The organism is Agrobacterium sp. 22-210-1, assembly GCF_053522525.1.
Map to the genome: position 1 here is coordinate 1,385,920 of NZ_JBNWCI010000001.1, position 17,362 is coordinate 1,403,281.

Genomic DNA, 17,362 nt, shown 5'->3' on the forward strand with positions numbered 1-17,362 from the left:
GTCCTTTGCCCTTAGCGCTCGATCGTACCGGTACGCCGGATCTTCTTCTGCAGCAGAAGGACGCCGTAAAGCAGCGCTTCCGCCGTGGGGGGACAGCCCGGAACGTAAATATCCACCGGCACGACGCGGTCGCAACCGCGCACGACTGCGTAGGAATAGTGGTAATAACCGCCGCCATTGGCGCAGGAGCCCATGGAGATGACGTAACGCGGCTCAGGCATCTGGTCATAGACCTTGCGCAGCGCCGGCGCCATCTTGTTGGTCAGCGTGCCGGCAACGATCATCACGTCAGACTGGCGCGGCGAAGCGCGCGGGGCGACACCGAAGCGCTCCATGTCATAACGCGGACCGGAAGCCTGCATCAGGCCTTCGACGGCGCAGCAGGCGAGACCGAACTGCATCCACATCAGGGAGCCGGTACGGGCCCAGGTGATCAGCTCGTCGGTCGAGGTGACGAGGAAGCCCTTGTCGGCCAGTTCGTCATTGATTTCCGTGAAGTAGGCATCGTTGCTGCCAACCGGCTTGCCGGTCGCGGGATCGATGATCCCCTTCGGCTGCGGCGCAACGAGCGTGCTGTTGTTCTGGCTCATGCCCATTCCAGCGCTCCCTTCTTCCACTCATAGATAAAGCCGATGGTGAGGACGCCAAGGAACACCATCATCGACCAGAAACCGAACCAGCCCATATCACCGAAGGACACCGCCCAGGGGAACAGGAAGGCCACTTCCAGATCGAAGATGATAAAGAGGATCGACACCAGGTAAAAGCGGATATCGAACTTCATGCGGGCATCATCGAAGGCATTGAAACCGCACTCGAAAGCGGAAAGCTTTTCTGGGTCCGGCGCCTTGTAAGCGACAGCAAACGGCGCAATGAGAAGCGCCAGGCCAATGACAAGAGCGATACCGATGAATATTGCGATCGGAATGTAGGAACTGAGGAGTTCAGTCATGGTCTCTTCCTTGCCCGGCCGGGTGCCGGACCTGCCTTTGCGACTGATAAGTCTCAAGGCGCACAAATATGTTGCAACGCCAAAGTGGTTAGCGCAGCCGCGCCCTCTCTGCAAGAGTTTAGGCACCATTTCAAGACACCTGCCGCATTGATTGGCAACAATATTGCCGGAACTGACGCAAATTTGGGCCACAATTCCGACCTAAGCCCCTCAAATACAATAATAATCGATTGAAGGACGCAACCGCAAAAAAGTCACACGAATTTTATGTCAAAAAGGCAACGAAGTGACGATTTTCAGAAATCGAAACTTGACTGAAAAGGGCAGGAAAAATCATGCTTGCGCGGGTCGGAATCAGGCGGCGAAATCGCCAATGCCAAGGCGCCCGGCTGGCGCTTCGGTTGGCTTTTTTCAGGAGTCATTTCAGGAAAAGAAATGGCGCGAGTGACGGGGCTCGAACCCGCGACCTCCGGCGTGACAGGCCGGCACTCTAACCGACTGAGCTACACCCGCGCATCGCAGATATTCATCTGCGTTTATTTCCGAGGAACAGGATGGCGCGAGTGACGGGGCTCGAACCCGCGACCTCCGGCGTGACAGGCCGGCACTCTAACCAACTGAGCTACACCCGCATCTCCTGACGGACAGGACCTTGTCCCGCCGTACGAACCAGCCTCGGCTGTTCGTTGAGCGGCTAACTACGGCGTTCGTGCGGGGGTGTCAAGCAGGTTTCACGACAAAAGAATAAGCTTCTGCATTTTGATCGGGAAAAACTGAGAAGCCTTTGACGGGTGCTGGCGCAAATGCCTTGTTCTGCGGGCTTTTCCCAACGAAAACAAAAAACTTGTCCACAGCCATGGGCGCCTCGGGCTGGTTTTCCGCATGTCGCTTGAGGCAGCTGGGGATTCGTTTTTCACCGGAAAGCCCACAGTTCCCGGCTTTTCGCCACCAACCTCCGAAGAAGCAAAAAGCCGTCGGCAAAAAAAACAAAAAAACTTCACAAAAGCCCTTGCGGTTTTTTTCCGATCCGAATACATCACGGCCACCGACGCGGCGGACATGATCCGAAGCACGCGAAGGGCGATTAGCTCAGTTGGTAGAGCGCCTCGTTTACACCGAGGATGTCGGGAGTTCGAGTCTCTCATCGCCCACCATTCTTCAAATCACCAAATCTTCGTGCAGTTTAAGACGGGCGCTTTCCGGATCGCGCTTTTGTGTGCCGTTAATTTCCGGCATCGAGAATCATCCCCCTACCCTCGCCAATGCGATTTAGCGGAACCGGGCTGAGCTTCTGGACAGGCGGAATCGCTTTTTCCTATTTGCGTCCATGCCAAATCGGCACTGCTGCTTCATATTACGACAGCCCCGGCTGGACTGTGTTCCACCCTGCAACATACCGGAAAACAAGCAGATTCAGACTTTTTAAATGGATTTCAGGCATTGTTTTCAAGCCGTTTCATGATGAGCGGTAGAAATGATGGATGAAACCATGGTCGACGCGTTTGTAACACTCGCGCTCATTGCGCTGCCCGTTTATATTTTTTTCCGCTGGGTCCAGCAGGACTCGGAAAAAGACAATACTCCCAAAAGCAAGAATTCCATGGGGCGATGATCCCTTGCGACCGGTCCTCGGCTTTTGCACCATGTCCCCCGACAAATCACCGATGACCGATGCCGAAGCGGCAATGTCAGCTTAACAGCCTGCATTGTGAGATATCGCACCAAACAGGCGGGTTACCTCTGCCGCATAAAAAAGCCGGGCTATGCCCGGCTTTTTCTCATTTGTGGCACCATCTGCGGCGATCAGTTGATCGCCTTCAGATTGACGGTGAAAAACAGCGTTTCGCCGGACGAATCGTCGACGCCGTCATTGTCGGTCACGGCATAGGCCGTTCCTGCCTTGTCGAAGGTGAAGCCTTCCAGCTTGTCAACGACATAACCGTTGGTCTGGGCCTTGAGGTCGGGCAGGAAGTCATGCGCTTCCTGCTTGGCCACCAGCGGCAGTTCGCCACCGATCTTGCCCGGCTTCAGGTCTGCGATCGCAACGCGGTAGAGCTTCTTGATCTTGGCCTTGTCGCCGATCTGGTTGTCACGCTCGACGATATAGACATATTCGCCCTGTGCGGTGATTTCAGAAAGGCCGACCCAGCCCGCCTCGGTCTTGTCGAGCGGGTAACGCACGGCGCCCCATTCCTTGGACTTCGGGTTGTAGGAGACGAGCTTGACGAAGCCCTTCTCGTCCGTGCCCCATTCACGCTGCACGGCCATCCACAGCGTCGCGTCGTCGCCCTTGCCGATCATGGTCACGCCTTCGAAACCGAAGCGGGTATCGCCGGCAAGCAGTTCCTTCGGCAGCGCGATCTCAGCCTTGATTTCACCCTTGGCGTTGACGTTGTAGAGCGCATGCGGAACGAGCTTGGCGCTGTCGCCTTCAGAAGCGAGCCAGAAGCCGCCCTTGCCGTCCAGCGTGATGCCTTCGATATCGAGTTTCTGGGCGGCGATACCATCACGCTTGACGCGCAGGACGCTGGTGATGGTGGCGGGCTTCTTCGTTGCGTCGATGGTGTAGATCGACGGCTGGTTGCCATAAACCGAGTCGGAAACGGCATAGAGAATGCCAGGCTTCTCGGCATCGCCGACCAGGCCGGAAAGAGCGCCCCAGCCGATCGGTGCGCCGTCGACGGTGGCGGAAACCAGCTGCGGATAGGCTGCTTCGCCTTCAGCGCGCTCATAAAGCATGACGTGCGAGCGAACGCCGCCGTCTTCGACCAGATCCACCTCGTTCGCCGTGACAAGAAGATTACGCGACGGGATGGCGACTGCGCCTTCCGGCGAAACGCCCGAAGGCAGGAGCTGGGTCAGTTCCGGCTCCTTGCCGGTGTCCTTGTAGACAGCGACGACAGAGGCGCGCTCGGCAAGCACGAAGAAATATTTCTGGTCGCCGAATGTTGCCGCTTCCAGACCTTCCGGCTCAATGCCCTTGGCCTTGGAGCGCTTTTCCGGATAGTGGCCGATGGCCGCAACCGCATGCTCAAGCGAAGAGCCAGCTTCATAGAGAAGCTTGCCGGTCTTGTCGAAGATGGTGAAGCCGCGCGAACCGCCCTGCCAGTCGCCTTCATTGGCGATGACGAGACGGTCATTGTCCGCCCACTTCACGGCGTCCGGCTCGCGCTTGCGGCCTTCCTGCTTGTCGGTGAACTTCAGCTGGCCGTCGCTCTTGGTGTCGATACCTTCAAGATCGACCTTGCCGGCGGAGAAATGCGTCTTCACCGTGCCGGTCTTGCCGTCGATGATAACGATATGGTTGTTTTCCTGCAGCGTGAGCGCGATCTCGCCATTGGCGTTGATCGAAACGAATTCCGGCTCCGGATCTTCCGGGGCGATTTCGGCAAGACCGGTCACGTCGATCTTCTTCAGTGTCGCGCAGTCTGCAACGCCGTTCTTCAGAGCGACCGTCACCAGATAACCGGCCGGCATCTGCGGCAGGGCGCCTTCGTTCACCTCTTCGTCGCGCTCGTTCTCGATCGCGATGGCGGCGAAGGTCTTGTCCGGAGAGACGGCAACCGAATCGGGCTGGCCACCGAGATCACAGCTTGCCTCGATCTTCTTGGTGGCGATATCGACCGTTACCAGCTTGCCTGATGGCTTGACGAAGCTTTCAGAGGTGTTGACGCCGGCGAGAACCTTGACGCCGGCAACGGCGACCGAGGTCGGCTCGCCTTCGAGCAGCAAAGCACCGCCGGCCTTGGGGGCCTTGGCGTCGGTGATGTCGATGAAGCCGATGCCGCCAAGCGGGCTGTCCGAATAGATCAGCGTCATGCCGTCTTCGCTGGCGGTGACGATTTCAGCCGACGTGACGGACTTGGCATCCTTGTCCGCAGGCAGGTTTTTCGCCACCGGGAAAGATGCGATACGGTTGAAAACCGGCTCGGCAACGGCCGGGAAGGCTGCGGATGTCAGCAGCGCGGCAGTTAAAGCCACATGAGAAAATCGGAACGCCATTATAATCCCCCTTGGGTCCAGAAATACCCCATGGCTTCTGCGTCAAAGACATGACAGTGGCATGACATTTCCTGTCGGGTGAATCAAAAAGCCCGGCCATGAAGGCCGGGCTTTCGTGTTTATGCGCATTCCGCGTATCGAAACGCCGTGTGTCCGGATGGAAGCTACACAGCCACGTATCGAGACTTTCAATCCGCACCATACTGGCTGAGAAACTGGCCTGCCCGAAAGAGACTTTCGAAAGACTGGCCTTTTCATGCCTGCTGATGGTGTGAGCGCGTCAAAACATGCTTCCTCGTGAACCTGAAAAACCGTATGCCCGCCGCCGGGCATCACGGCCTTCCGGAAACCTTACGAGTTAACAGCGTCCTTCAGGCCCTTGCCTGCGGAAAACTTCGGTACGTTGCGAGCCGGGATATCGACTTCAGCACCCGTGGAAGGGTTACGACCCTTGGAGGCTTCACGGCGGCTAACGGAGAAGCTGCCGAAGCCAGCGAGGCGGATGTCGCCACCGCTCTTCAGTTCGTTCTGTACGGTTTCGAATACGGCATCAACAGCGGAAGCAGCATCTGCCTTCGTGAGACCAGCCTTTTCGGCAACAGCAGAGACGAGCTCGTTCTTGTTCATGTTTCCACCCCTTTCAATGGTTTGAAACGACTAAATTAAGCCGGCGCAGAATACATTCGCATCCGCGCGCAGCAACTCAAAAGCGCTGGAATCGCCTGAAAAACAAGGGGTCTACGGGTTTTTTCACAAAAAAGGCCGACATTTCTGCCGGCCTTCCACATATTCGTGCCAATTTGGCATCACTTGCGCGGGCCGAAGCACCGCAGGTGTCTTCCGATACCTAACACATTGATTCTATGCGCCGCTCTTTACGAAAACCGATTCCGGCTTCCGCACCGATGCATGTATCAATGCGCGATCGTCTGACCAGCGTCGTCGACGCCTTCGACCGTGGCGATCACCGGCGTCTCGATGCTGCCGTCCCACTCGATGGGCTCCGGCTTGCGAAGCAGCGCGTGTTGGATCACCTCGCCCATGCGCGAAACCGGGATGATTTCCATCTCGTTCTTCACATTGTCCGGAATCTCCGCCAGATCCTTGGCGTTTTCTTCCGGGATCAGCACCTTCTTGATGCCACCGCGAAGTGCTGCAAGCAGCTTTTCCTTAAGGCCGCCGATCGGCAATACGCGACCACGAAGCGTGATCTCGCCCGTCATCGCCACGTCCTTCGAAACCGGAATACCGGTCATGATGGAGACGATGGCGGTGGCCATGGCGACACCGGCGGACGGTCCGTCCTTCGGGGTCGCACCTTCCGGAACGTGGACGTGGATGTCGCTCTTGTCGAAGCGCGGCGGTTCGATGCCGAAGTCCACGGCGCGCGAGCGGACATAAGATGCCGCTGCCGAAATGGATTCCTTCATCACTTCCTTGAGGTTGCCGGTGACCGTCATGCGGCCCTTGCCCGGCATCATCACGCCTTCGATGGTGAGCAGCTCACCGCCGACTTCCGTCCAGGCAAGACCGGTGACAACACCGACCTGATCCTCACGCTCGGCCTCGCCGTGGCGGAACCGCGGAACGCCCAGATAGTCAGGAACGTTGGCAGCGGTAACCTCGACGGACTTGACCTTGCCCTTGATGATCTCGGTGACAGCCTTGCGCGCCAGCTTCATCAGCTCGCGCTCGAAGCTGCGCACGCCCGCTTCGCGGGTGTACTGCTGGATGACGATCATCAGAGCGTCATCGGTAACCGAGAACTCTTCCGGACGCAGGGCATGTTCCTTGATCGCCTTCGGCAGCAGGTGACGCTTGGCGATTTCGCGCTTTTCGTCTTCCGTGTAACCGGCGATGCGGATCACTTCCATACGGTCCATCAGAGGGCCTGGAATGTTCAGCGTGTTGGCCGTGGTTACGAACATCACGTCGGACAGGTCGTATTCCACTTCAAGGTAATGGTCCATGAAGGTGGAGTTCTGTTCCGGATCGAGAACCTCCAGCAGTGCGGATGACGGATCGCCACGGAAATCCATGCCCATCTTGTCGATTTCATCGAGCAGGAAGAGCGGGTTCGCCTTCTTGGCCTTCTTCATCGACTGGACGATCTTGCCCGGCATGGAGCCGATATAGGTGCGGCGATGACCGCGGATTTCCGCCTCGTCACGCACGCCGCCAAGCGCCATGCGCACATATTCGCGGCCGGTCGCCTTGGCGATCGACTTGGCGAGCGAGGTCTTGCCAACGCCGGGAGGGCCGACGAGGCACAGGATGGGGCCGCGAATCTTGGTGGCACGCGCCTGTACGGCCAGATATTCGACGATGCGTTCCTTGACCTTGTCCAGACCGAAATGATCCTGATCGAGGATCGTCTCCGCGCTGTTGAGGTCGGTCTTCACCTTCGACTTCTTGCCCCAGGGCAGGCTGAGCAGCCAGTCCAGATAGTTGCGCACGACGGTCGCTTCCGCGGACATCGGGCTCATCTGGCGAAGCTTCTTCATTTCCGCCTCGGCCTTTTCCTTGGCTTCCTTGGAAAGCTTGGTCTTGGCGATGCGCTCTTCCAGCTCGGCCATCTCGTCACGGCCATCCTCGCCGTCACCGAGTTCCTTCTGGATCGCCTTCATCTGCTCGTTCAGGTAATATTCGCGCTGGGTCTTTTCCATCTGGCGCTTGACGCGCGAGCGGATGCGCTTTTCGACCTGAAGCACGGAAATCTCGCCTTCCATGAAGCCGAGGGCCTTTTCAAGCCGCTGCTTCACGCTGACGGTTTCCAGCATTTCCTGCTTTTCGGTGATCTTGATCGACAGGTGCGAAGCAACCGTATCGGCAAGCTTCGAATAATCGTCGATCTGACCGGCAGCGCCGACAACCTCAGGCGAAATCTTCTTGTTGAGCTTCACATAGCTCTCGAATTCCGAAACGACGGAGCGCGACAGCGCCTCGATCTCGACCGGGTCTTCCGCAGGTTCCTGCAACGGCGTCGCGGAGGCTTCGTAGAAATCCTCGCGACCGGTGTATTCGTCGATTTGGGCGCGGCCCTTGCCTTCCACCAGCACCTTCACGGTACCGTCCGGCAGCTTCAGAAGCTGGAGAACGTTGGCGACGGTGCCCACCTTGTGGATGGCATCCGGGGTCGGATCGTCATCGCTGGCATTGATCTGGGTGACGAGCATGATCTGCTTGTCCGAACCCATGACCTCTTCGAGCGCACGAATGGATTTTTCCCGCCCGACGAACAGGGGAACGATCATATGCGGGAAAACGACAATGTCGCGCAGGGGAAGTACCGGATAGGTACCGCCAGATGCCGCAGACGTGATGTTCGTCATATCATTTCCTTTCCATGGTCCCTTTCGGGACACTTTGCCGAACGTCTTGGGGCGTCCGGCATATTCATTTCTCGAGACTGAAAGTGGAGTTTCGAAACACCGATTTCAAGTCGCCGGAAGAGACGGCCCCGCGCACCGGCAGAACCGTGAAATTCAACAAAACCCAGCGCCGGCTATTACTCCCGACATTTCCGGTTATCCCAAGGGATCAGGAACCGGGTCGCCGACGGCAATTCACATTTCCGTCACATCGCGCTGCAAATCAGTTGTAAGACTTTATCAGCAAAGCGCAATCCGCTCCAAACGCAAAATGGCAGACGAAGCTTTCCTCCACCTGATTGTCGGGATGCAACGCAGGGATGCCTCAAGCGGTGAGGAGCGTTATGGCGTATCCGCGGCCATGGGTCCGCGAACGCCGATACAGTTGCCCCAGGGGTCACGGAACTGGCACATCCAGAGTTCCTGATCGATTTTCATCGGGCCGCGATAAAGAACAGCGCCCGCGTCCCGCAGATGTGCGAGTGACCGGCCGAAATCCTCCGTCCACCAATAGACGACAGACCCTGCCGCCCCGCTTGAAACCTTCTCATCAGCGGGAACGATTTCCAGCTGGATATCGCCGATCCTCAGGAACTCGAAGCCGGAAGGAAGGCTGACCGATGCAACCGCCTCCGGAAATGCTCTACCGTACCAAAGCAACCCTTCGGCGGGATCGGACACGTGAATGAGGATTGCGGTTACTGGATTCATCAGGATACCCGATATTTCAGGGGCATGTCCGCTTCTCCACGAAAAGCGAAAACGCGCCGCCTCCTAGTTTCTACGTATTATTCGGGCACAAGGCGCTTACGTCGTCCCCGGAAATTCCTCGAATGCCGGGCAGGCATCGCACAAAGAAAAGCCCCCCGCAGCCGTTGCTGCGAGGGGCTTTATTCTTCTGGAACCGATCAGGCCGAAACGTTGGTCTTTTCTTCCTGGCGATCCGCATAGATGTAGAGCGGACGGGCGACGCCGCTGACAACGTCATTGGAGATCACCACTTCGCGCACGCCTTCCAGCGTCGGCAGTTCGAACATGGTATCCAGCAGGATCTTTTCCATGATCGAGCGCAGACCACGGGCGCCGGTCTTGCGGGTAATCGCCTTGCGGGCGATTTCGCGAAGTGCGTCCTCGTGGAAGGTCAGTTCCACATCTTCCATCTCGAACAGGCGCTGATACTGCTTGACCAGCGCGTTCTTCGGCTCGGACAGGATCTGGATCAGCGCATCTTCATCCAGGTCTTCCAGCGTCGCCAGAACCGGCAGACGGCCGATGAATTCCGGAATGAGGCCGAACTTCACCAGATCTTCCGGCTCCAGCTCGCGCAGCACCTCGCCCACACGGCGATCGTCTTCCGCCTTGACGGTCGCACCAAAGCCGATCGAGGTCTTTTCGCCACGGGCCGAGATGATCTTGTCGAGGCCGGCAAAGGCGCCGCCGCAGATGAACAGGATGTTGGTCGTATCCACCTGCAGGAATTCCTGCTGCGGATGCTTGCGGCCACCCTGCGGCGGAACGGAAGCGACCGTGCCTTCCATGATCTTCAGAAGCGCCTGCTGAACGCCCTCGCCCGACACGTCACGCGTGATGGACGGGTTGTCCGACTTGCGGGAAATCTTGTCGACCTCGTCGATATAGACGATACCGCGCTGGGCGCGCTCGACATTGTAATCCGCAGCCTGCAACAGCTTCAGGATGATGTTTTCCACGTCCTCGCCGACATAACCGGCTTCGGTCAGCGTCGTTGCGTCCGCCATGGTGAAGGGAACGTCGATGATGCGGGCGAGCGTCTGGGCAAGATAGGTCTTGCCGCAACCCGTCGGACCGACGAGCATGATGTTCGACTTCGCCAGCTCGACATCGCCGTTCTTGGAGGCGTGCGCGAGGCGCTTGTAATGGTTGTGAACGGCCACCGACAGGATTTTCTTCGCCTGCTTCTGACCGATGACATATTCGTCGAGAATCTTGATGATATCCTGCGGGGTGGGAACACCCTCGCGCGACTTCACCATAGATGTCTTGTTCTCCTCGCGGATGATGTCCATGCACAATTCGACGCATTCATCGCAGATGAATACCGTCGGCCCGGCAATGAGTTTCCGGACTTCGTGCTGGCTCTTGCCGCAGAATGAACAATAGAGTGTATTCTTAGAGTCGCCGCCGTTGCTGCCGCTGACTTTGCTCATATCTCTTTCCTTCCAGCACGCCGCAGGTCCGCCAAACGGATCGCGGTCAACTTACCGCCCGCAGATACGGCTCGCCTTGGGGTGCATTGCCGTATCCGCCTCGTTTCCCGGGGTACTAGCCGTGTCAGATACAGGAGCTGACAACCGGCTGCAACGAATTCCCCATCAAACCAAAGGCCACGTCATAAAAATTCAACACAGCCTTAATATATACTAATATCGCTTTCTGTTGCGGTTGAAAGCCCCGAAATTACTTTTGCGGGATCAAACAAACGTCAAAAAGCGGCGCGCCTCAATTCGCGGCGGCGCCTTCCATTTCCTGGCGCGAGGTGAGGATCTTGTCGATCACACCCCAATTCTGCGCTTCGTCCGCATCCATGAAATGGTCGCGATCAAGGGTTTTTTCAACCTCTTCGAGCGTGCGGCCGGTATGCTTCACGTAGACTTCGTTCAGGCGACGCTTCATCTTGATGATGTCACGGGCGTGACGCTCGATATCCGATGCCTGTCCCTGGAAACCGCCGGAAGGCTGGTGCACCATGATGCGGGCGTTCGGGGTTGCAAAGCGCATTCCCTTTTCACCGGCAGCCAGAAGCAGCGAACCCATCGATGCGGCCTGACCAACGCAGAGCGTTGAGACAGCCGGGCGAATGAACTGCATCGTATCGTAGATCGCCATGCCGGCGGTCACGACGCCACCTGGCGAATTGATGTAAAGCGCGATTTCCTTCTTCGGGTTCTCAGCCTCGAGGAAAAGCAGCTGTGCGCAGACGAGCGAAGCCATCTGGTCTTCCACCGGACCGGTGAGGAAAATGATGCGTTCCTTGAGAAGACGGGAAAATATGTCATAGGAGCGTTCGCCGCGATTGGTCTGCTCTACGACCATCGGCACCAGAGCCATGGCGGTATCAACTGGATTTTTCATGTCCGTCCTTTGTCAACTCTGCCCTTCGCGGAAAACCGCTCCGGAATCACTTCTAACCTTCATACTCCCTACATAGAGTGTCCCTGCCCCGTACTTCAAGACACGAAGCCGCATATCCTTAACGGCTCAACAGCGATTGCAGGCGTTTGAAGCCTCTGCCGGCAATGGCTTCAAACCGTTGGCCGCATCTCGAACCGCATGCCCTTGCCGGCGTTATTTTCCATCGAAGTGACCCGCAAATGCAAAAACCCGTGACCATGCACAGATATAACTTCTCACCGGCAAGAACTCGTTAGGGATTTACTGCTGATACTGCGCGGCGAATTTCCGGTTTCCGTCAGGAAGCGGGCGGCCCATTCGGGTGAAATGGCATCTCAACAATTCCGGCGGGTATTGCGCACATGGTGCCGCAGGGTCCGCTTTCACGGCATGATAGCGCAGATAGGATCTTGCAATGCTGGATGCAAAAACGGGCATGCTGCTTTGGGCGTCGGAGACGTTCACCCTTGCCGTCCTTTTGGGAACCCTGTGGCTGCACCGCCCTGCCCGCCAGCACAATCTCTATTTCGCCGCCGGTTTCCTTTCGACCGGGATCGGCGCCATTCTTGTCGCCCTGCGCGGCGACATTCCCAATTACCTGTCGATCGAAGCCGGCAACACGCTGGCGCTTTCAGCTTTCGGTTTCTGGCTGGCCGGCCTTCTCTCCTTCGAACAGCGCAAGCTAGCAGGCTGGATCGCTATTCCCGCGCTCTTGTGGGTGGCTGGCATGCTCATCCCGCCGGTGCGGGAAAGCATGGTTTCGCGTATCCTGCTTTACCATGCCTGTGCCGCGGTCGCTTACTTCATGCTGGCCGGCGTCGTTCTGGCGAACAGGAGCCGGGCATCGCTGAGCCGCAAGGTTCTTGCCGCTATTTTCATTTTGCAGGCCTTTTTCGGCGCCATCATCGCATCCGTCGTCATTCCCGGCGACGTCACGTCTCCCGGTGCCGTCGCGCTGACGTCGCCGCTCGCCTTTTCAGGCATTCTCGGCTTCACCGTCATCATCATGATTAGCGCCAAGATCATCATGGAAGATTCGGAAGCCCGCCTGCACCGGCTTGCGATGACCGACCACCTTACCGGCGTTCTCAACCGGCGCGGTCTTCTGGAGGAGTTCGAGCGCATCAAGAAGCGGTCGCCGGCTTCCGACCGCTATGTGGCGCTGGTGCTGTTCGACATCGACCATTTCAAGAAGATAAACGACAAATACGGTCATCAGTCCGGCGATGCGGTGCTCGTGCATTTTTGCGACATGGCGCAGCGTGTCATTGGCGATCGCGGCCTGTTCGTCAGAATGGGCGGCGAGGAATTCGCGCTTGTCGCCGAAGTCGAAAGCCCATCCAGCACGGTAACGCTGGCGGAAGCCATCCGCAGCAATCTGCGTCTTTCCAAGATCAGTTCACGCGGCGAAGGTATCGAAGTCACCACCAGCGTCGGCATATCCGAGGCCATGATCAAGGATGCCGACCTCAGCGTGATGATGACGGAAGCCGATCGTGCGCTCTATGCGGCGAAAAAGGCCGGCCGCAACAGGACCGTCATCCACGTGAATTCAGCCAATGTCGTCGTCCCTTCCCCGGACCGGGACGAAAATCCGATGGACAATAATGCCGACCGACAGGTTGCGGCGCTGAACCGCATATCGGCCATCGCCAGCCGGTGACATGACGACCATGCGACGACAGGCGGAAAAACAGGGGGCGGTTTTTCCCCACCCTTTCCAAAGCACAAGACGCGGAATAAACCTTGAGCATGACAGCGACATTTCCCTTCCTCACCATCGACCCCGCCACGCGCCGCGTTTCACTTGATGCCCGCGACCCGGCTTTCTACAACGATCCGAACCCGGTCTATGCGGCGCTTCACGCGCAATGTCCCACCTTTTACTGGGAAGAGCAGCGGCAATGGTTCTTCACCGAATACGACCATGTCAGCGCGCTGCTGCGCGATCGCCGTTTCGGGAGACAGATCCTGCATGTGGCCAGCCGTGAGGAAATCGGCCTTGCGCAGCCGCTGGAGCATGTGAAGCACTTCGATGCTGCCGAGCAACATTCGCTGCTGGAACTGGAGCCGCCGGAACATACGCGGCTGCGCACGCTCATCAACCGCGCTTTTGTGTCCCGGCATGTCGATAAGATGAAGCCGGAAATCGAAGAGCTTGCCAACCGCCTGATCGACGCCTTCGAAGCCGATGGCAAGACGGAACTGCTCTCCACCTATGCCGATATCATTCCGGTGACGATGATTGCCCGCATGATCGGCATTCCTGAGGAAATGGGGCCGCAGCTTCTGAAATGGTCGCATGCCTATGTCGGCATGTACATGTTCAAACGCACTGCCGAGGACGAGCTTCTTGCCGACAAGGCAGCGAAGGAATTTTCGGACTATGTGCGCAGCGTGATCGCGGAACGGCGAGCGGAGCCGCAAGACGATCTCTTGAGCCACATGATCCACACGGAGCACAAGGGCCAGTATCTGACCGATGACGAGCTGATTTCCACCACCATCGTGCTTCTGAATGCCGGGCACGAGGCGACCGTGCACCAGATCGGCAATTCCGTCCGCATCATTCTGGAAAGCGGTATCTCGCCTGACACCCTGTTCAGCGACGAGACGACCACGGAGCGCACGATTGAAGAGACGCTGCGTATCTGCGCGCCGGTCCATATTTTCCAGCGCTGGGTTCTGGAACCCGTCGAGATAGACGGCGTGACGTTCAAACGCGGCGACAAGGTCAGCCTTATTCTGGCCGCGGCCAATCTCGACCCCGCAAAATTCTCCGACCCGCTGGCCTTCAAGCCGGACCGGAACGAGGGAGTCAATGTCTCCTTCGGCGCCGGCATCCATTTCTGCATCGGCGCACCGCTGGCAAGGCTTGAGCTTAATCTTGCCCTGCCGCTGCTGTTCAGACGCCTGCCGGGTCTCAGGATCGCCGAGCCGCCGAAGGTCAAGGACGTCTACCATTTCCATGGTCTGGAACGGCTTGATCTGGCGTGGTGAATAGGGGGGCGAGGTCGCCCTTAGATTTGAGCCAAACCACCATCAACGGAAAGTTCCACGCCGGTGATATAGCTGGCCTTGGCTGACGCCAAAAACAGTACTGCTTCGGCAATTTCGTCAGGGTCGGCCATACGGCCGATCGGCGCTGCGTCCTTCAGATAGGCTTCGAAACCGGCGATCTTTTCATCGTCCATCTTAAGACCATTTTCCATGATCGGCGTGCGGGTGACACCCGGGCTGACCGTATTGACACGAATTCCCCGCGCCTTCAGGTCATTGGCAAAGCTGCGGGCGAACGAGCGGACCGCCGCCTTTGAAGCATTGTAAGCGCTCAGTTTTTCCATACCCTTGTTACCGACGATCGAACCCGTCAGCACAATCGAACCGCCGTCCCGTAGCACCGGCAACAACGTCTGCACCGTATAGAACACGCCCTTTACGTTAATGTCGAAAATCCGGTCATAGAGCGCTTCGTGAGTTGCGCCAAGATCGTTGTTTTCCGCAATGCCGGCATTGGCGACCAGAACATCCACTGCCCGCCCGTCAGCTTCGATACGGCTTTTGAGCTGTTCGAGTTCCGACAGCTTCGCAACATCGGAAACGACGCCGATTGCGCGCGCTCCAAGTCTGGCGACTGCGGCATCGAGATTGGCCGAACTACGGCCAGTTACATAAACAGCAGCGGCGCCACCTTCCAAAAACAGCTTCGCAACTGAAAAACCAATCCCCGTCGATCCGCCTGTGACGACGACGACCTGCCCGTTGAATATTCCAGACATTGCAATCTCCTGAAAATATCAAAATTTCCGAATTATCATAATTCGGTATTTCGGTTTTATTGAAATATTGAAGCCTGTCAAGCCTTATGCTAGAGCCGTTATATGGTTCAGTTTTTTCATCCCGCCCGCGACGACATATCGCTCACCGCCATGCTGGCCGCACTCGGCGACCCCGCCCGCATGGGTATCGTTCGGAAATTGTGGGAAGTGGAAGCCGGGCAGAATTGCGCTTGTGCAGCACCCTGCCCGGATATGCCACGGTCCACGCTTTCCAACCACCTGCGTATCCTGCGCGAAGCAGGAATAATACGCACACACAAACAGGGCGTCGAGAATATCAACGTCATGCGCCACGATGATCTGGAAGCACGTTTTCCGGGGCTTATGCGGTCGATTATATCCTTCGACCGGCTGTAAAGCGCGGCGGTAGCCCGCTATCAAAGCCGGATGACGTAATCCTTCCTTGTCGTTTCCACGACCTCCCAGGTGCCTGTAAAGCCGGGCTGCAGGACGAGCCGGTCGCCCGGCTTCAGGTGGCGCGGCGCGCCACCATCTTCCGTCAGGATGGAATGGCCTTCAAGAATGTTGAAATATTCCCATTCATCATAGACCACCCGCCATTTGCCGGGCGTGGATTGCCAGATGCCCGCATAGATGCCGCCCGGCGCTTCCTCCAGATTCCAGGTGGTAAATCTGGGGTCACCGAAAATCAGCCGTTCCGGCGCAGGCGCGCCATGCTCCGCTTCGACTGAAACATCAAATGTCAGCAAGTTCGTCATGGCGGGCCGCCCTCTCAGATTTTCGCAAGCGATTGTTCGAGATCGGCGATGATGTCTTTGACATCCTCGATACCGATGGACAGGCGCACCACATCCGGCCCGGCGCCGGCCGCCGTCTGCTGTTCCGGCGTCAGCTGCGCATGGGTGGTGGAGGCCGGATGGATGACGAGCGAGCGCGTATCGCCGATATTGGCGAGATGCGAGAAAAGCTGCAGCCCCTCCACCAGCGCCTTGCCGGCGGCATAACCGCCCTTGACGCCGAAGGTGAAGACCGAACCTGCCCCCTTTGGCGAATAATGCTGCTGGATGGCGTAGTTGTCACTATCCTCCAGCCCGGCATAATGCACCCAGCCAACTTTCGGATGCGCCTTCAGCCATTTCGCGACGGCGAGCGCATTGTCGGAATGGCGCTGAACGCGCAGCGGCAGGGTTTCTATGCCGGTGAGAATGAGGAAGGCGTTGAAGGGCGAGATGGCCGGGCCAAGGTCACGCAGACCAAGCACACGGCAGGCAATGGCAAAAGCGAAATTGCCGAAGGTCTGGTGCAGCACGACGCCCGAATATTCCGGCCGGGGCTGCGACAGCGCCGGATATCTGTCCGTCGCCGACCAGTCGAACGTGCCGCCATCGACGATGATGCCGCCCATGGAATTGCCGTGGCCGCCGAGGAATTTCGTCAGTGAATGCAGCACGATATCCGCGCCATGTTCCAGCGGTCGCAGCAGATAGGGGCTTGCCATGGTGTTGTCGACGATGAGCGGCAGGCCGTGGCGGTGGGCAATCTCGGCAATTGCAGCGATATCCACGAAGGTGCCGCCGGGGTTGGCGAGGCTTTCGATGAAGACGGCGCGGGTGCGCTCGTCGATCTGCCGCTCGAAACTGGCCGGATCAGTCGCATCGGCCCAGCGTACCTGCCAGTCGAACCCCTTGAAGGCGTGGCCGAACTGGTTGATGGAGCCGCCATAAAGCTGGCGGGCGGCGACGAAATTGTCGCCGTGCTGCAGCAGCGTGTGGAAGACCAGCAATTGCGCGGCGTGGCCGGATGCGACCGCGAGCGCCGCCGTGCCGCCTTCGAGCGCTGCGACACGCTCCTCCAGAACCGCCTGGGTGGGGTTCATGATGCGGGTATAGATATTGCCGAATTCCTTCAGCCCGAACAGCGCGGCAGCATGATCTGCATCACGGAAAGCATAAGCGGTCGTCTGGTAGATGGGCGTCGCGCGTGCGCCGGTGGTCGGATCTGGCTGTGCACCCGCATGGACGGCCAGCGTTGAAAAACCGGGATTGCTGCTCGACATGGTGTTTCCTCCAATTACAATTTTGGAGGGA

The 17,362-nt window shown here is 58.0% G+C and carries 16 protein-coding genes and 3 tRNA genes; 5 read left to right on the forward strand and 14 right to left on the reverse strand.

Translation table 11 applies throughout. The features are described 5' to 3' along the window. Positions 1-11 precede the first annotated feature (11 nt). The 5 genes from ACQZ5F_RS06930 to ACQZ5F_RS06950 form a co-directional block, all read right to left on the reverse strand. Positions 12-596 carry a NuoB/complex I 20 kDa subunit family protein gene (locus ACQZ5F_RS06930; RefSeq protein ID WP_003512655.1) on the reverse strand — a complete coding sequence of 195 codons (585 nt, stop codon included), beginning with the start codon at positions 594-596 and terminating at the stop codon, positions 12-14. Then, on the reverse strand, positions 587-952 hold the full coding sequence (locus tag ACQZ5F_RS06935) for an NADH-quinone oxidoreductase subunit A (RefSeq protein WP_046800315.1): 366 nt from the start codon (positions 950-952) through the stop codon (positions 587-589). The genes ACQZ5F_RS06930 and ACQZ5F_RS06935 overlap by 10 nt, the downstream gene beginning before the upstream one ends. 436 nt (positions 953-1,388) lie before the next feature. Then, a tRNA-Asp gene (locus ACQZ5F_RS06940) sits at positions 1,389-1,465 on the reverse strand. Between the two features lie 42 nt (positions 1,466-1,507). Continuing rightward, a tRNA-Asp gene (locus tag ACQZ5F_RS06945) sits at positions 1,508-1,584 on the reverse strand. 88 nt (positions 1,585-1,672) lie between these two features. Continuing rightward, positions 1,673-1,810 carry a hypothetical protein gene (locus ACQZ5F_RS06950; RefSeq protein WP_156316040.1) on the reverse strand — a complete coding sequence of 46 codons (138 nt, stop codon included), beginning with the start codon at positions 1,808-1,810 and terminating at the stop codon, positions 1,673-1,675. 220 nt (positions 1,811-2,030) lie between these two features. Here ACQZ5F_RS06950 and ACQZ5F_RS06955 point away from each other — a divergent pair. Next, positions 2,031-2,106: transfer RNA gene (locus tag ACQZ5F_RS06955), tRNA-Val, on the forward strand. A 320-nt stretch (positions 2,107-2,426) separates the two neighbouring features. Then, positions 2,427-2,564: a hypothetical protein gene (locus ACQZ5F_RS06960; protein WP_156393987.1), complete on the forward strand. Its 138-nt coding sequence runs from the start codon at positions 2,427-2,429 to the stop codon at positions 2,562-2,564. A 191-nt stretch (positions 2,565-2,755) separates the two neighbouring features. Here ACQZ5F_RS06960 and ACQZ5F_RS06965 read toward each other — a convergent pair whose 3' ends face one another. The 6 genes from ACQZ5F_RS06965 to clpP form a co-directional block, all read right to left on the reverse strand. Next, complete coding sequence (locus ACQZ5F_RS06965) at positions 2,756-4,954, reverse strand: esterase-like activity of phytase family protein (RefSeq protein WP_448739315.1); 2,199 nt, start codon at positions 4,952-4,954, stop codon at positions 2,756-2,758. Positions 4,955-5,305: 351 nt separating this feature from the next. Beyond that, on the reverse strand, positions 5,306-5,581 hold the full coding sequence (gene hupB / locus ACQZ5F_RS06970; protein ID WP_003496481.1) for a DNA-binding protein HupB: 276 nt from the start codon (positions 5,579-5,581) through the stop codon (positions 5,306-5,308). Between the two features lie 287 nt (positions 5,582-5,868). Beyond that, entirely contained in the window at positions 5,869-8,286 is a 2,418-nt protein-coding gene (lon, locus tag ACQZ5F_RS06975; protein WP_046800318.1) for an endopeptidase La, read from the reverse strand. Positions 8,287-8,667: 381 nt separating this feature from the next. Beyond that, entirely contained in the window at positions 8,668-9,036 is a 369-nt protein-coding gene (locus tag ACQZ5F_RS06980; RefSeq protein ID WP_046800319.1) for a VOC family protein, read from the reverse strand. Positions 9,037-9,233: 197 nt separating this feature from the next. Next, positions 9,234-10,511, reverse strand: a complete 1,278-nt coding sequence (gene clpX / locus ACQZ5F_RS06985; RefSeq protein WP_003521528.1) for an ATP-dependent Clp protease ATP-binding subunit ClpX — start codon at positions 10,509-10,511, stop codon at positions 9,234-9,236. 292 nt (positions 10,512-10,803) lie between these two features. Further along, a complete protein-coding gene (clpP, locus tag ACQZ5F_RS06990; RefSeq protein ID WP_046800320.1) occupies positions 10,804-11,436 on the reverse strand; it encodes an ATP-dependent Clp endopeptidase proteolytic subunit ClpP in 633 nt (210 codons plus the stop codon). A gap of 454 nt (positions 11,437-11,890) precedes the next feature. Between clpP and ACQZ5F_RS06995 the strand changes: the two genes are divergently transcribed. Next, positions 11,891-13,138 carry a GGDEF domain-containing protein gene (locus tag ACQZ5F_RS06995; RefSeq protein WP_225339918.1) on the forward strand — a complete coding sequence of 416 codons (1,248 nt, stop codon included), beginning with the start codon at positions 11,891-11,893 and terminating at the stop codon, positions 13,136-13,138. An 89-nt stretch (positions 13,139-13,227) separates the two neighbouring features. Further along, positions 13,228-14,475, forward strand: coding sequence for a cytochrome P450 (locus tag ACQZ5F_RS07000; RefSeq protein ID WP_225244325.1), 1,248 nt, complete (start codon positions 13,228-13,230; stop codon positions 14,473-14,475). A 20-nt stretch (positions 14,476-14,495) separates the two neighbouring features. On the opposite strand, the gene ACQZ5F_RS07005 is transcribed toward ACQZ5F_RS07000, so the two are convergent. Then, on the reverse strand, positions 14,496-15,254 hold the full coding sequence (locus ACQZ5F_RS07005; RefSeq protein WP_225339919.1) for an SDR family NAD(P)-dependent oxidoreductase: 759 nt from the start codon (positions 15,252-15,254) through the stop codon (positions 14,496-14,498). A 102-nt stretch (positions 15,255-15,356) separates the two neighbouring features. Between ACQZ5F_RS07005 and ACQZ5F_RS07010 the strand changes: the two genes are divergently transcribed. Next, positions 15,357-15,671 carry an ArsR/SmtB family transcription factor gene (locus ACQZ5F_RS07010; RefSeq protein WP_225339920.1) on the forward strand — a complete coding sequence of 105 codons (315 nt, stop codon included), beginning with the start codon at positions 15,357-15,359 and terminating at the stop codon, positions 15,669-15,671. 20 nt (positions 15,672-15,691) lie between these two features. Here ACQZ5F_RS07010 and ACQZ5F_RS07015 read toward each other — a convergent pair whose 3' ends face one another. Both ACQZ5F_RS07015 and ACQZ5F_RS07020 read right to left on the reverse strand, forming a co-directional pair. Next, positions 15,692-16,033, reverse strand: a complete 342-nt coding sequence (locus ACQZ5F_RS07015; protein WP_046800325.1) for a cupin domain-containing protein — start codon at positions 16,031-16,033, stop codon at positions 15,692-15,694. A gap of 14 nt (positions 16,034-16,047) precedes the next feature. Then, the gene (locus ACQZ5F_RS07020) at positions 16,048-17,331 is read right to left on the reverse strand and encodes an O-acetylhomoserine aminocarboxypropyltransferase (protein ID WP_225339921.1); all 1,284 of its coding nucleotides are present in this window, start codon (positions 17,329-17,331) and stop codon (positions 16,048-16,050) included. Positions 17,332-17,362: the final 31 nt, after the last annotated feature.

Coding starts and splice junctions, on each gene's coding strand:
- ACQZ5F_RS06930 (WP_003512655.1), bottom strand. CDS start 596: ATGGGCATGAGCCAGAACAACAGCACGCTCGTTGCGCCGCAGCCGAAG.
- ACQZ5F_RS06935 (WP_046800315.1), bottom strand. CDS start 952: ATGACTGAACTCCTCAGTTCCTACATTCCGATCGCAATATTCATCGGT.
- ACQZ5F_RS06950 (WP_156316040.1), bottom strand. CDS start 1,810: ATGGCTGTGGACAAGTTTTTTGTTTTCGTTGGGAAAAGCCCGCAGAAC.
- ACQZ5F_RS06960 (WP_156393987.1), top strand. CDS start 2,427: ATGATGGATGAAACCATGGTCGACGCGTTTGTAACACTCGCGCTCATT.
- ACQZ5F_RS06965 (WP_448739315.1), bottom strand. CDS start 4,954: ATGGCGTTCCGATTTTCTCATGTGGCTTTAACTGCCGCGCTGCTGACA.
- hupB (WP_003496481.1), bottom strand. CDS start 5,581: ATGAACAAGAACGAGCTCGTCTCTGCTGTTGCCGAAAAGGCTGGTCTC.
- lon (WP_046800318.1), bottom strand. CDS start 8,286: ATGACGAACATCACGTCTGCGGCATCTGGCGGTACCTATCCGGTACTT.
- ACQZ5F_RS06980 (WP_046800319.1), bottom strand. CDS start 9,036: ATGAATCCAGTAACCGCAATCCTCATTCACGTGTCCGATCCCGCCGAA.
- clpX (WP_003521528.1), bottom strand. CDS start 10,511: ATGAGCAAAGTCAGCGGCAGCAACGGCGGCGACTCTAAGAATACACTC.
- clpP (WP_046800320.1), bottom strand. CDS start 11,436: ATGAAAAATCCAGTTGATACCGCCATGGCTCTGGTGCCGATGGTCGTA.
- ACQZ5F_RS06995 (WP_225339918.1), top strand. CDS start 11,891: ATGCTGGATGCAAAAACGGGCATGCTGCTTTGGGCGTCGGAGACGTTC.
- ACQZ5F_RS07000 (WP_225244325.1), top strand. CDS start 13,228: ATGACAGCGACATTTCCCTTCCTCACCATCGACCCCGCCACGCGCCGC.
- ACQZ5F_RS07005 (WP_225339919.1), bottom strand. CDS start 15,254: ATGTCTGGAATATTCAACGGGCAGGTCGTCGTCGTCACAGGCGGATCG.
- ACQZ5F_RS07010 (WP_225339920.1), top strand. CDS start 15,357: ATGGTTCAGTTTTTTCATCCCGCCCGCGACGACATATCGCTCACCGCC.
- ACQZ5F_RS07015 (WP_046800325.1), bottom strand. CDS start 16,033: ATGACGAACTTGCTGACATTTGATGTTTCAGTCGAAGCGGAGCATGGC.
- ACQZ5F_RS07020 (WP_225339921.1), bottom strand. CDS start 17,331: ATGTCGAGCAGCAATCCCGGTTTTTCAACGCTGGCCGTCCATGCGGGT.